The 13,348-nt window shown below is 37.7% G+C and carries 15 protein-coding genes; 10 read left to right on the top strand and 5 right to left on the bottom strand.

The window, feature by feature from the left end; translation table 11 throughout:
- Positions 1–302: 302 nt before the first annotated feature.
- The gene (locus tag MMB68_RS24280) at positions 303–1,181 is read right to left on the bottom strand and encodes a Cof-type HAD-IIB family hydrolase (RefSeq protein ID WP_013055300.1); all 879 of its coding nucleotides are present in this window, start codon (positions 1,179–1,181) and stop codon (positions 303–305) included.
- Between the two features lie 179 nt (positions 1,182–1,360).
- Complete coding sequence (locus MMB68_RS24275; RefSeq protein WP_013055299.1) at positions 1,361–1,711, bottom strand: YlbF/YmcA family competence regulator; 351 nt, start codon at positions 1,709–1,711, stop codon at positions 1,361–1,363.
- Positions 1,712–1,898: 187 nt separating this feature from the next.
- Between MMB68_RS24275 and MMB68_RS24270 the strand changes: the two genes are divergently transcribed.
- The 7 genes from MMB68_RS24270 (at position 1,899) to MMB68_RS24240 (ending at position 9,288) form a co-directional block, all read left to right on the top strand.
- Positions 1,899–3,245, top strand: a complete 1,347-nt coding sequence (locus MMB68_RS24270; RefSeq protein ID WP_221785153.1) for a YheC/YheD family endospore coat-associated protein — start codon at positions 1,899–1,901, stop codon at positions 3,243–3,245.
- Positions 3,242–4,321 carry a YheC/YheD family endospore coat-associated protein gene (locus tag MMB68_RS24265; protein WP_221785154.1) on the top strand — a complete coding sequence of 360 codons (1,080 nt, stop codon included), beginning with the start codon at positions 3,242–3,244 and terminating at the stop codon, positions 4,319–4,321. The genes MMB68_RS24270 and MMB68_RS24265 overlap by 4 nt, the downstream gene beginning before the upstream one ends.
- A gap of 4 nt (positions 4,322–4,325) precedes the next feature.
- On the top strand, positions 4,326–5,675 hold the full coding sequence (locus tag MMB68_RS24260; RefSeq protein ID WP_221785155.1) for a YheC/YheD family endospore coat-associated protein: 1,350 nt from the start codon (positions 4,326–4,328) through the stop codon (positions 5,673–5,675).
- Positions 5,672–6,832 carry a YheC/YheD family endospore coat-associated protein gene (locus tag MMB68_RS24255; RefSeq protein WP_221785156.1) on the top strand — a complete coding sequence of 387 codons (1,161 nt, stop codon included), beginning with the start codon at positions 5,672–5,674 and terminating at the stop codon, positions 6,830–6,832. The genes MMB68_RS24260 and MMB68_RS24255 overlap by 4 nt, the downstream gene beginning before the upstream one ends.
- A gap of 66 nt (positions 6,833–6,898) precedes the next feature.
- Positions 6,899–7,108: a YheE family protein gene (locus MMB68_RS24250; RefSeq protein ID WP_013055294.1), complete on the top strand. Its 210-nt coding sequence runs from the start codon at positions 6,899–6,901 to the stop codon at positions 7,106–7,108.
- Between the two features lie 29 nt (positions 7,109–7,137).
- Positions 7,138–8,040: a PucR family transcriptional regulator gene (locus MMB68_RS24245; RefSeq protein WP_269871624.1), complete on the top strand. Its 903-nt coding sequence runs from the start codon at positions 7,138–7,140 to the stop codon at positions 8,038–8,040.
- Positions 8,041–8,178: 138 nt separating this feature from the next.
- On the top strand, positions 8,179–9,288 hold the full coding sequence (locus MMB68_RS24240; protein ID WP_013055292.1) for an ABC transporter ATP-binding protein: 1,110 nt from the start codon (positions 8,179–8,181) through the stop codon (positions 9,286–9,288).
- 25 nt (positions 9,289–9,313) lie between these two features.
- Here the strand turns inward: MMB68_RS24240 and MMB68_RS24235 are convergent, their stop codons facing one another.
- On the bottom strand, positions 9,314–9,478 hold the full coding sequence (locus tag MMB68_RS24235) for a hypothetical protein (protein ID WP_013055291.1): 165 nt from the start codon (positions 9,476–9,478) through the stop codon (positions 9,314–9,316).
- A gap of 371 nt (positions 9,479–9,849) precedes the next feature.
- On the opposite strand from MMB68_RS24235, the gene MMB68_RS24230 reads away from it, so the two are divergent.
- A complete protein-coding gene (locus tag MMB68_RS24230) occupies positions 9,850–10,068 on the top strand; it encodes an alpha/beta-type small acid-soluble spore protein (RefSeq protein ID WP_013055290.1) in 219 nt (72 codons plus the stop codon).
- A 65-nt stretch (positions 10,069–10,133) separates the two neighbouring features.
- Here MMB68_RS24230 and MMB68_RS24225 read toward each other — a convergent pair whose 3' ends face one another.
- The gene (locus tag MMB68_RS24225) at positions 10,134–11,399 is read right to left on the bottom strand and encodes a hemolysin family protein (RefSeq protein WP_221812719.1); all 1,266 of its coding nucleotides are present in this window, start codon (positions 11,397–11,399) and stop codon (positions 10,134–10,136) included.
- Positions 11,400–11,584: 185 nt separating this feature from the next.
- On the opposite strand from MMB68_RS24225, the gene MMB68_RS24220 reads away from it, so the two are divergent.
- Positions 11,585–12,205 (top strand): NAD(P)-dependent oxidoreductase, encoded by a 621-nt coding sequence (locus MMB68_RS24220; RefSeq protein WP_221785160.1) that lies wholly within the window; start codon positions 11,585–11,587, stop codon positions 12,203–12,205.
- A gap of 38 nt (positions 12,206–12,243) precedes the next feature.
- Here the strand turns inward: MMB68_RS24220 and MMB68_RS24215 are convergent, their stop codons facing one another.
- Positions 12,244–12,441, bottom strand: coding sequence for a hypothetical protein (locus tag MMB68_RS24215; RefSeq protein WP_050689457.1), 198 nt, complete (start codon positions 12,439–12,441; stop codon positions 12,244–12,246).
- A 181-nt stretch (positions 12,442–12,622) separates the two neighbouring features.
- Between MMB68_RS24215 and gpmA the strand changes: the two genes are divergently transcribed.
- Complete coding sequence (gpmA, locus tag MMB68_RS24210; RefSeq protein ID WP_264408861.1) at positions 12,623–13,348, top strand: 2,3-diphosphoglycerate-dependent phosphoglycerate mutase; 726 nt, start codon at positions 12,623–12,625, stop codon at positions 13,346–13,348.

Below are 13,348 nucleotides of genomic sequence, written 5' to 3'. Positions count from 1 at the left end.
AATCTAAAGACGAACAAATGAGATACATGAGCTGAACCGCTTGTTACACTTTGTTGATTTCCATGCAAGGCTTTGCTTTCGGCGGGCGGCCGATGAGCCTTCTCGTCGCTTGCGCTTTTCGCGCAGAAGTCTTCGCCTTGCCCTCCAGTCAACAGCTAGAAGCACCTACATATATGAAACCTACGTTCACTCTTCCAATAAAAAAATCCGAACGAATTGGATTCTCTATCAAGAATCTCGATTCATCGTTCGGATCTTCCTTCGGCTAAACTACTTTTGTACTAGCCTCTTTTTTCCTTTATTTATTTTAAACGAAAGCTGTCAATTTGATGAAGATAACCAAGGCGCTGCTGCTTTCTAAATAATTCTTTTACCATATAGGCTACACCATTTTCATTATTAGAACGAGTAACCCAATCCGCAAGCATTTTTAATTCTGTTGGTGAATTGCCCATGGCCACACCCATTCCTGCATGTTCAATCGTTTCTAAATCATCGTAGCAATTTCCAATTGCTACTACGTCTTCCATTGGTATCCCTAGACGATTTGCTACATAACGAACGCCGGCAGCTTTTGTGGCTCCTTTTGGCGTAATATAACATCTATTTTCATTTGGATACGAAAACCATTCAATATCCGGAACTGCACTAGCGATTGTTTGCTCGGCGTATTCTTTTTCTCTACGATCTGCAAAATACACTTCTATTTTTGGCGTAGAAACAGGTTCATCACGAAGCGTATCTCCTAATGAATCTACAAACTGCACAGGATAAAAGAGCGGTTCTCCCGTTTTTAACACGCTTTTAGCTACAATATTATTAGGAAGCTTTACACGATTTCCAATTGAAAACCTTTCATGCAAAATGCGGACATGACAATTAAAATTTTCAAAAAGCTGAATGAGATTAAATGTTTTTTCCTCGCTAATTCTCTTATCTAGTATCGGTTTGTCTATCGATGTTCCGATAAAGGCACCGCTATGAGTAATTAGCATTGCTGGATGAACTTTAAGTGACCGAGCAATTTTTTTAGCAGACGGAAAATGCCTGTTTGTTACTAATGTAACGTAAACCCCTTTATTTTTAACGAATTGAATTGCGTCTTTCGTTTCTTTTGTAACGCGCCCTTGGCTATTTAAAATGGTTCCATCAATATTCAACGCTAGCAATCGATAAGCCATATGAGAACCCCTTCTTTCATAGATGTCTAATCCGTTAGGATACGGTTATAAATGACCTTTTCATGATAGTCGGCATGTGTAGCCTTGTTACTAAGCTTATGAGCAGAACTGCACAATTAGAAGGAATTTCCGCATAAAAAAAGAGGAAAAGATTTCTCTTTTCCTCTTTCCTCTATTTCTTATTCAGCCGCACCGTAAAGTTCTTCAAGTGGCTTCATGATAATTTTGTTTAATTCACCAATTACCATGCTCATACGTTGCTCAGCTTCCATTAGCTTCGCGATATTTTGATCTTGTTGAACGATTGCAACTGTTTGTTGAGCTTGCTGAACTTCTTCTTCAGTGATTTCTTGGCCCATCATTTGCTTTTGTTGCAGCTCCATTTGCATTGTACGGAAACGCTCAAATAATTGTTTTGAACCTTGATCAGCGTTTACTGCTGCATATAAGTTTTTTAAGTTTGTGTAATCGTCGCTTTGACGAATTGCTTTTTCTAAATCATTTGCTACATCATGTAAGTTTACAGACACGTTAAGTTCCTCCTAATTAAGTTCTATAATTTCTTGACTTCCCTAACTATAACAAATTATTATATAAAATTCAGCTTAAGACCTTTATTTTCTCAGAAAACGATAAATTCTCTTCACAGATTGGGCTAATTCCTCATAGTATATATCAGCATTCGCCTACTAAAGGAAAGAAAAAGAGGATTCGTTTATGAATACTTTTACCATTTCTCTAAAACCACTAGAGAACCATATGAGCAGCGACATTTACATTAGTTCTGCTCTGTTCTCCCGTGTGAAGTGCAAGCAGGAGTTTACGTTAACAGTAGGTTCCATCACGAAAGAAGTCGAAGCCACCGTGTTTCAGCATCGAGAGTGCTGTTTCATGATGTCAGAAGCTCTATTTACAGACTTTCGCTTTCCGTATGAAACGCATCAGCTGAGAGGCATTTATGAAGAGAACTCGTTTAGGTTGGGACCCGTAATTAGCATCGTAACAGAAGTTCGAGAAGATGAAGAACTCTTTGGCTCCATTTCTGTATTTTGTAAGGAATTTGTTCAAGCTTGCAAGGAGTTAGGGTGTTTTTGCTATGTGAGCAAATTAAGCGACGTGAAGTCATTATCCCCTAAAGGATATGTTTATCGCGCTGATCGATGGGTTTATTCAGACGTTCCCTTTCCGGGAATCGTACACAATCGGATTCATGCCAGGAAAACGGAGCAAACCGCTGATTTTCAAACTTTTAAAACATTTTTAAAAGAACATGACGTTCCTTTCTTTAACGCACGCTACTTAAATAAATGGACGGTTTTTCAACAGCTTAAAGATGTCGTACACTTGCTTCCATATTTGCCGAAAACGTATCAGCTTCGTTCACGGCAAGATCTTCTTGACGCTTTGGAACTTCATGACGATGTTTTTTTGAAGCCTGTTCATGGTAGCCAAGGAAAAAACATTTTTAAAATTTCAAAAAAAGAGAAGTATATTTTAGACTATACAACGTTTACGCAGACGTATGAAAAAGAATATGAATCTCTTTATGACTTATTTGAAACGCTTTATAGTCAATTAAAAAGGCAAGGATTCCTCATCCAAGAAGGAATTTCCCTGCAGACATACAAACAGTGCCCTTTTGATTTCCGCATTCTCTGTCATAAAAAAGACGACTTGACGTGGAAAATCACGTCCATTGTCACACGTGTATCAAAACCCGGCAATTTCGTTTCAAATCTTGCCCGTGGAGGAGATATTCATCCTCCTCATCAAGTGTTAAATCAGCTCTACGATTCAAAAACTACGCGCCATATCCTTTCACTTCTAAAAGAGATTGCGATTGAAATTTGCACACAGCTTTCTCATCCGTCTGAACTTTATGCGGAATTCGGTATTGATTTAGCGATTGATCAAGAAGGAAAGCCTTGGATTATTGAAGTAAATGTCAAACCTTCCAAACAATCCGATTCAAGCGCTTTCTCCGTCCGTCCATCAACAAAAGCACTGCTTGATTATTGTCTGCATGCAACGAATTTTCAATTTCCCAAGGAGGATTTACGATGATTTCATTAGGCTTTTTAACGATTCACCCACAGCAAGAAGTGGAGTACGTGACCGAAATTGCTAAACATGCTTCTGAGTTTTCGATTGAAATATACCGTTTTACTCCTTTTAACATTCATCCTAACACCGAAAATATTGAAGGCTTCCGCTACGATTTACAACAAAAGAAATGGATAGAAGATTCCTTCTTACTTCCTTCGTTTATTTACGATCGCTGCTTTTATCGAAAAGACTCTCTGTCTAAAAAGGCTCGCCCTATTGTAAACTGGCTTAAACAGCGGGAAGATGTGACATTTTTAGGCCATGGATTACCCAATAAACTAGATGTCTATGAAGTAATTAAAAAAGATAGCTATTTATCTTCATATATTCCTCCTACCACTCCAATCGAAAGTGTAGAGCAACTTGTTCAGCTGCTTCGAACAAACGATAGCCTAATGATTAAACCTGCCAATGGCTCACAAGGTAAAGGGATTGTGAAATTAAGACAGCGCGGACGTGAAATTGAAGCTTCTTATCAACAAAATGACATTGTAAACACCATTCTATTTTCCTCTTTTCAAGAGTTTAAGAACTGGTTTACGAAAACGACCCGTGATGTACTGTATATTGCTCAGCCCCATATTTCATTTTTCCCTTATGAACGCACTCCTTTTGATATAAGACTGCTATTACAAAAAGGAATCGATGGTAATTGGAAAGAAATTGGAAGAGGAATTAGACAAGGTGAACGGGACTCCATCGTAACAAATGTAAGTTCAGGAGCATCTATTGTACCTTTTGAGAACTTGCTGCCTCGCATCCCACGCGTTCATCGTCAATATGTAATGGATGAAATCAACACCATTTGTAAAACGATTCCGTCCGTGCTGGAAAATCACTTTCCTTCTCTTTTTGAATTAGGTATTGATTTATGTATCTCGAGAGACTTCAGCATCTGGATTCTAGATTTAAATTCGAAACCGGGAAGAAAAATAGTAATGGAGACAGCACCTGAACAAAAAGAAGTCATGTATAAAAATGTCCTGTCTTACTGCGTCTATTTAGCTAACACACTATCGTATCGTAAGGAGTAATGCTATGAAAAAAACTCTTACTCGCCTTGTTGTAGTAGAGCAGCTAGGCTGCGATCTTTCTGTTCCTGCAACTCTTTACAAAGACTCCTTGAAACAAGCAGCTTTTGGAACAATGACAGCTCCATGCCTTATACAACCTTCAGAACGTGAAGAAATTCAGATTTCAGCTGAGCTAATGACAAAACTTCAAATTCCTTTCGCCCATATGATGCATCCTATTATTGTGAATGAGACCATTCACTTAGGACCTTTAATCGGTGTGTTATCCGCTGGTTTTACTGGTTCTCTGCTGCGGCCAATTGGAAAGCGTTCCCTTCACTTAGCTAAACTTCTTTCTACTGCAAGTATAACAGGGGGCCTGCCTTTTATTTTTGGAACTCATCATATCAACTGGGAGGCCGGGACCATAAACGGCTATTTTTATGAAGAAAGCGGCTGGACACAGCATGAAATCCCGCTTCCTAACGTTGTATATAATCGTTTGCCAAATCGAAAAACAGAGGGATTAGCTCCTTTTAAGTTCATTAAAGAAAAGATGATGACTGATTACGGCATTCCATTTTTTAATCCTGATTTTTTCAACAAGTGGGAAATTCATGAGCTTTTAAAACTGAACGAGCAGACAGCCTATTTGTTACCTTACACGGTTGAAAGTCCTTCGTGTAAGCAAATAAAAAAACTTCTGCTTCTTCATCAAACCGTTTATTTAAAACCGAAAAACGGAAGCTTAGGCCGCGGCATCTATACCCTATCTTTTAAGGATTCCATGTACACGCTGACTTACAAAGGAGAAAAAGGTCTTCATGTTCAAGCAAAAGAAACCTTAGAGGATCTATTATCAGAATTTGAATATTTACTTACTAATCCTTCCTACATTGCTCAGCAAGGTATTTCATTAATCAAAAAAGAAAAGCGCTGTGTAGACTTTCGCGTGCATACGAATAAAGACGGGAATAACCAATGGGTGCTTACTGCTCTAGCTGCTAAAGTGGCCGGTCCCAACAGCATCACTACGCATCTTGATTACGGCGGAGAAATTGAAGCTACAGCCAAAATATTCACTAACCCTTCTTACAAAAAAGAAATTGAAAATAAGCTAAAAGATGCCGCTATCTCAATTAGTCATGTGCTTGAACAGGAGTTGAACGGATTAATTGGAGAGCTTGGATTCGATTTTGGAGTGGATTATCAAGGAAACGTATGGCTGTTTGAAGCTAATTCTAAGCCCGGTCGCTCTATTTTTTCACACCCTGCCTTACGAAAAGCGGACCAACAAACTAGAAAACTTTCTCTAGAATACGCGATTTACTTATCTGGATACTATCTAAATACACCTGAAGGCATCAGCATATGATTACAATTTACTATCACAAAGAAAAGCAGCAGTGGTTTCATCACAACCCTTCAGCATCTTACACATGGGGAGTTCAAGAAATTGAACTTCCCTTTACTCAAAACATTTCTTCTACTCAAGCTTTTCTTCGTTTAAAAGGAGAAAAAGCTGGTCCTATTGTGGGGGTTTTAACGAACAAAGCTGTTTTAGAACAACTGAATGTAAAACAGCGTCCTTTATTAGAACTCTTACATCATACCCTGCAAGAAAAAGGAGGGCTTCTTGCTTTATTCGCTGAAGAAACAATGTCTCATCACTTCTTTGAAGGGTATTGCTTTGACGGTGCAAAAAAGCAGTGGATCAAAACAACCTTGCCGCTGCCAAACGTTATATATAATCGTTATCCAGGAAGAAAATCAGAAACCAAGAAGTTGACATCTTTACATCAAAAAATTAAAGGCAAGCACATCCCACTTTTTAATTCCGCTTTTTTTTCAAAATGGAAAGTATATCAATTATTTTCAAAGGATCCACTGCTATCTTCTCACCTTCCTAAAACCTATCGTTTAACACCAGAAATTGATATTGCTAAGCTTCTGCAAAAACACTCTTCCCTTTACTTTAAGCCTATTAACAGCAGTAAAGGTGCTGGAATTTTCCGATTATCTTCCCATAAGCATACGATTATTTATCAAGATCATAAACGCAAAGAAGAATTTTCTTCTTTACAAGCAATTGATCTTCCCAGGTCTGCTTATCTCATTCAAGAAGCTATTGAGACGCAACCATTCAAAGACAGGCGCTATGACTTACGTATTTTAGCCCATCACAAAGATAGCGGATATGTTATTAGCGGCGTCGGTATTCGACATAGTCCCTATCAATCCATTACAACACATACGTTAAACGGCGGCAGCATTTCATCTTTTCAAGATCTTGAAGATGAAGTAGATACTTCCTTTCTTTCGTCCTTTGTAAATACGTGCGGGCAAGTCCTTCAAAAGTCCTTCCCTCTAGTTGAAGAATTTTCTCTTGATATGGCAAAGTCAGCCCAAGGACAGTATTACTTGTTTGAAGTGAATGCAAAACCGATGATTTTTGATGAAACAGATATTCAAACGCAAGGTGCTAAACACATATGCAACATATTTTACAAATTAACAAAATTTTTAGATTAAATGATTTTTCATCTCCTTTTCTCATGGTAAGCTTATAATAACTAATTGAGAAAGGAGATTTTCTTTATGGTTTCACACTTTCAGGTTAAACCACTGTATCAAAATAATCGAATGCCGGGCTGGCACATCTCGTTTTATATGAATCGGGTTTATTATGAGGCTGATTATTTAAAAGATGGACAAATTGTATGGAAAACTGCGCTTTCTAATCAAATAGATGAAACACAATTAATTGATTATATTCATGAGCTTATGCTTTTTCACGTTTATGAATAGTAAGCTTTCACCGAAGGGAACGAGCACAGATGAAACAGCTGCACACACTATTTGGGGATAAAATGATTAAGGCTACAATCCCTTCTCAATTTGAGCGTTACAAATGGTTTTCATGTGATGAAGGCTTCATTGGAATTGAACACACGGCTTTATCTCAAAAAGAGCAGGCATTACTTTCTGCTTTTTTAACGCCTTATGATGAGGAAGTTTCTTTCCTGACGCCAGAACAATTGTATTGGTCAAACCTGTTATTTAAAGCACCTGAAAAAGTCATTCACTCTCATCATACGCACCATTCTTTTCGCTTTACCCAGTTTTTAATTAAACGTTTGTTTGAACAAAAAATAGAGTTTGAAAATGCGCTCCACGCCTTGTATTCTACCTCCATTACTGTGTTGTGGATCGATAAGCAATCAGGTATGGTTATCGAAACCTTTGATGATCCTAATGACTTAACTGAAAATTTATCAGACTCTATTGAGGTGCTATGTCATGATTTTGAAACTTCGATTCAGTTCTTTGAAGGGCAAATTCATTTTTTTCCGTCTTCACCGCAATTAATTTTTGAACGTGAAAAGAAATGGTTTTATGAAATTAAGCATACAGTCGAACAAAAACATGTTATCCATTTTACCGACGTTTTACCCCATTTGGTTCTGCAAGAGTCTTCAGGGGCAATCCAAAATCATATGATACATTTACTTGACTTAGTAAAAGATGATGGAGATCTTTTAGAAACGATTAAAATTTATTTAGAATGTAATTTAAACGTATCTCTTGCTGCTAAGAAATTGTACATGCATCGCAACAGCTTGCAGTATAGAATTGAGAAATTTATTGATCGCACACACCTTGATATCAAACACTTCACAGGAGCTGTGTCTGCTTACTTAGCTATTCTTGCTTTAAAAAATTCGCAGGATGAAAAATAAAATGAAAGGGTTTTCGTAAATAGTGCACGAAAACTCTTTCTTTTTTTGTGCATGTTTGCCATTTACCGTTTCATTTAAAAAAATTACACTAGAGTTAAGAAAACGGTTTCACAGAGTACATACAAGGGGGAAATGGAAATGGCTGAATTACGTTTAGAACATATTTATAAAATGTATGATAAAGATGTGACGGCGGTAAAAGATTTTAACCTTCACATTCAAGATAAAGAATTTATTGTATTTGTTGGGCCTTCAGGCTGCGGGAAATCGACAACGCTTCGTATGGTTGCAGGTCTAGAGGAAATTTCTAAAGGTGATTTTTATATTGACAGCAAGCGTGTAAATGACGTGGCTCCAAAAGATCGCGACATTGCAATGGTATTCCAAAACTACGCATTGTATCCGCATATGAGCGTATATGACAACATGGCTTTCGGCTTAAAACTTCGCAAATTACCAAAAGATGAAATCGACCGCCGCGTAAAAGATGCCGCTCGTATTTTAGGACTTGAGCAATACTTAGAGCGCAAGCCAAAAGCATTATCCGGCGGACAGCGTCAGCGTGTAGCTCTAGGTCGTGCAATCGTTCGTGATGCTAAGGTCTTCTTAATGGACGAACCTTTATCAAACTTAGACGCGAAATTACGTGTGCAAATGCGCTCTGAAATTGCGAAGCTTCACCAGCGTTTGGGTACAACGACAATTTACGTAACGCATGACCAAACCGAAGCAATGACAATGGCTTCTCGTTTAGTTGTTATGAAAGATGGGATTATCCAGCAGGTTGGTACACCAAAAGAAGTATATGAAAAACCTGAAAATGTATTTGTAGGCGGGTTTATTGGTTCTCCTGCTATGAACTTCTTAACCGGAACGTTAAAAGACGGAAAGGTTCAAGTAGGCGATTCTCTTCTTGCAGTTCCGGAAGGTAAAATGAAAATACTTCGCGAGCAAGGATATTTAAACAAACAAATTATTTTAGGCATCCGTCCTGAAGATTTCCATGATGAGCCTGTATTTATTGAATCTTCACCTGGCACAAAAGTTACAATCAAAGTCGATGTATCCGAGTTAATGGGAGCTGAAACCATGCTTTATTCTAAACTTGGCGGACAAGATTTTGTAGCACGCGTAGATTCAAGAACAGATATTAAACCGCTTCAGTCTCTGGACTTAGCATTAGATATGAACAAAGCGCATTTCTTTGATGCAGAATCTGAACAGCGCATCCGTGCTGAACACGAATAAAAAAAGACCCCTAGGGGTCTTTTTTTTATTCCTGTATTTGCTTCAATTCTTCACTGTGACAAGTAGAGCAGTAAAAGAGATGAATACATTGGTGATTTGCTAAATCACTAGGATACCCATTTTCTACTTTTAACTGATCAATTTCCATGTAAGCACTGTAATCATCAAAATAATCGCTGACTTTCCCCATATCCCCCAGCACTCCTCCACATGTTTTGCACGTCATTTGTACATCACTAAACCCATTACATAAGGAACAAATCGACATCCGCACACCTCGCTTTACCTGATCAATATGTACCTATAATATGCACGGAATAAAACTCTCTTACTCTTTATCAAACTCCACACAAAAATTTCTATAAATTACCAACAAATTTCTATGTATATGTTTTTTTCCCTTTCGCCATAATACTAGTAACAACCGAGCACAACAGCTCGCAAGCATTGAGTTACGCCGCGGTGGGCAAGCAGATCTAATCGATGCATCTGCTCGGCTGGTTCAACTCCAGCTAACTCAACCATTACAATCTATTTTATCTAACGAGGAGATGAATACACATGGCAAATTATCAAAACGCATCAAACAGAAATTCATCAAACAAGTTAGTAGCGCCTGGTGCTCAAGCTGCTATCGATCAAATGAAGTTCGAAATCGCTAGTGAGTTTGGTGTAAACTTAGGACCAGATGCAACAGCTCGTGCGAATGGATCTGTTGGTGGCGAAATCACAAAACGTTTAGTACAATTAGCTGAGCAAAACCTAGGCGGCAAGTACTAATATTAACTAATTTCATATTATGGCTTTAGCGCTCCAAGATTTCTTGGAGCGCTTTCTAGTTTCTTTTAATCAGCTTCCTCATTCTTATTCGCAAATGATTTTACGGAAACTTTGCGAATACGTCGATTTTCTACTTCCTTAATGGTAAACAATATCTCTTCATATGAAAAAAAGTCTCCTTTAGCAGGAATATGATCAAACTGCTCATATATCCATCCCCCTAAGGTATGACACGTACTGTCAGGAGAACTAACCGCTATATAGGTTAAAAATTCATCAATAGGGATGTCGGCGTTAAATTCGTACTCCTTTTCCCCAATCTGGTGTACATACTTAACAGCTTCATCATGTTCATCCCAAATCTCTCCTACAATTTCTTCTAATATATCCTCTAAGGTCACAAGACCGGCCGTTCCCCCAAACTCATCAACTACAATTGCCATGTGAACCTTACTTTTTTGAAGCTCTGGCAATAGAACAGATATTTTCATGGATTCTACTACAAAAATAGGTTGTCTCAACAAATCACGAATAGAAATCTCTTTTCTTTGGACTAAACAGGTTAAAAATTCTCTTTCTGATAAAATGCCAATAATATTATCAATATGATCTTCGTATACAGGGACTCTTGAATATCTCTCTTCAAGAAACATTTGACAAACCGAATCAATATCGGCATTTACGTCAACTGCTGTGACATCTATTCTAGGTTTTAAAATTTGCCCCACCACAATGTCATTAAAATTGAGTGAACGATGAACTAACTCTTTTTCAATATTATTAATCGTTCCTTCTTCTTCGCTTAAATCTACCATCACTTTAATTTCATCTTCTGTAATCGTTGGTGTAGGAGCAGACGCTAACAAGTGAGAAGTTCCTTTTTTCACCTGTAAAAATAAGAAGGAAATCGGGGTTAACAATTTAATAATAAGAAATAACAAGGAAGAAATCATCAGCGCAAAAGATTCGGCATGCTCTTTCGCTAACGATTTTGGCAAGACTTCACCAAAAATCAAAATGATGATGGTCATAACGATGATACTAATCACAAGTGCTAGGTTTCCTTTAAACATATCGAGGGCAATTTTAGCTGCCAAAGAGGACGCAGCGATGTTTACGACAATATTTCCTACTAAAATTGTCGATAGCGTCTGCTCAAAGTGTTCAGCAATATGCAGCGCTTTTTTACTTCCCCGATATTTTTTCTCAGCGTAATGTTTTAAACGAATTTTATTTACGCTTGAAAAGGCTGTCTCAGCAGATGAAAAAAAAGCTGATAACATAAGCAAAACGACTAATATCATCATTTGATTCAGAGGCAAGTCTCCCAAAAGACATTCACTCTCCTATTTTTTTGATTTTTCTGTCTTTTTATCATATCAAATTTTTTTGTTGTTGAATATTTCATTCATCAACTTTGTATTACTTTATGCTACGCATGCTTTTTATTATGAATAAGTATACAGATTGTATATCCTAAAGAATAGATACTATCTTTTATAGAGGGGTGCAGCCAATGAAAATTTTACTATTAGGCTCAACAGGGCGAGTTGGACAGTCTTTATTAAAAATGATGCTAAAAGATGAAAACGACGTTACTGTACTTGTTAGAGACCGCAATAAGCTAAAGATTAGTCATCCAAACCTACATATCTTACAAGGCGATGTCCTGCATCAAGAAAATATCAACTTTGCCCTCAAGCACCAAGATATCGTAGTCAGCGCGTTAAATACAGATGGTGCAGAAACAATTTCAAAAAGTATGCCGCTTATTATAAACAGCATGAAGCATTACGGCGTTCATCGTATTCTTACTATTGGAACTGCGGGCATCTTACAATCACGAACAGAACCAGAAAAGTATCGTTTTCAATCCAATGAATCAAAGCGTAAAACGACCAGAGCAGCAGAAGATCATTTAAAAGGATACTTACACTTGAAGGAAAGTGATCTAAACTGGACTGTTATATGCCCAACATACTTGCCTGACGGTGAAGTAACAGGCACTTATCGAGTGGAAAAAGATATTTTACCAGCCGATGCGGTTAAAATTTCAACGGGAGATACCGCTCACTTTACCTACCATGAGATATGGGCTCAAAAATTTCCCAAATGCCGCGTTGGAATTGCTTATTGAAAAATCAGGAGAACTTTTCGTTTTCAAAACGAGAAGTTCTACATCCAGAAAATGCCAATTATAGCTAATCCACCTAGAACAAAACCTCCTATTTGACCAACGAGAGCCGGTGTCAAAACAGGCTTTCCTTTTTCTTTCTCTAATGCGCTAATATCAAGCTTCATCTGATACATTTCTTCTTTTAAATCTTCAACCTGGTCGTGCAGCGCTTGAATCTGACGTTCTTGGTCACTCATCGACTATCTTCCCTTCCCTTTTTTATTTTTATCATATGCGTAAAAAAGTTAAAGCTTTACTTTTCAGCATCACTTTTTCTAAATGATAAAAACTCCTTTCCCTGGCTTTAGGATAAAAAACTCTTTCCTTCTCATAATAAAAAAGAATAGAGTCCTTAGTCACTGTTGAAAGGAGAACAAGATGATAAAACTTGTGTTGATTCGGCACGGACAAAGCGTGTGGAATCTGGAAAATAAATTTACAGGCTGGACGGATGTAGATCTTTCTAAAAATGGATTGCAAGAAGCGCGAGAAGCTGGAAAAGTGCTAAAGAAAAACGAATATACTTTTGATATTGCCTATACTTCTGTTTTAAAACGATCCATTCGCACTCTGTGGATTGTCTTACATCAAATGGACTTCATGTGGATTCCTGTATACAAATCTTGGAGATTGAACGAACGGCACTACGGGGCTCTTCAAGGTTTGAACAAAGAAGAAACCGCAAAAAAATTTGGAGAAGAACAAGTACATTTGTGGAGAAGGTCGATGAACGAACGTCCTCCTGCTTTAAAGACAACAGATATTCGCTATGAGGCTTCCAACCCTAAGTATAAAGAATTAGCTAAGGGACAATTTCCTGTAACGGAAAACTTAGCTGATACAGAAAAGCGGGTTCTAGAATATTGGAACGAAACTATTGCTCCTTCTATTAAAGCTGGCAAAAGAGTTATTATTTCCGCTCACGGTAATACGATTAGAGCTCTGATGCAGTATTTGGATAACATTTCGCCTGATGGCATTGCGAACTTGAATATTCCGACAAGCGTGCCGCTTGTGTATGAGCTTGATGATAATTTAAAACCTATTAGACATTATTATTTAGGCATCGACGGAGAGATTCCTACACATATTCCTTCTTCATAA

The organism is Priestia sp. Y58, from assembly GCF_029522095.1.
In the GTDB taxonomy this organism is placed as follows: domain Bacteria; phylum Bacillota; class Bacilli; order Bacillales; family Bacillaceae_H; genus Priestia; species Priestia megaterium_E.
The sequence above is the reverse complement of the archived record's forward strand: the minus strand, read 5'-3'. Positions and strand labels throughout refer to the sequence as shown.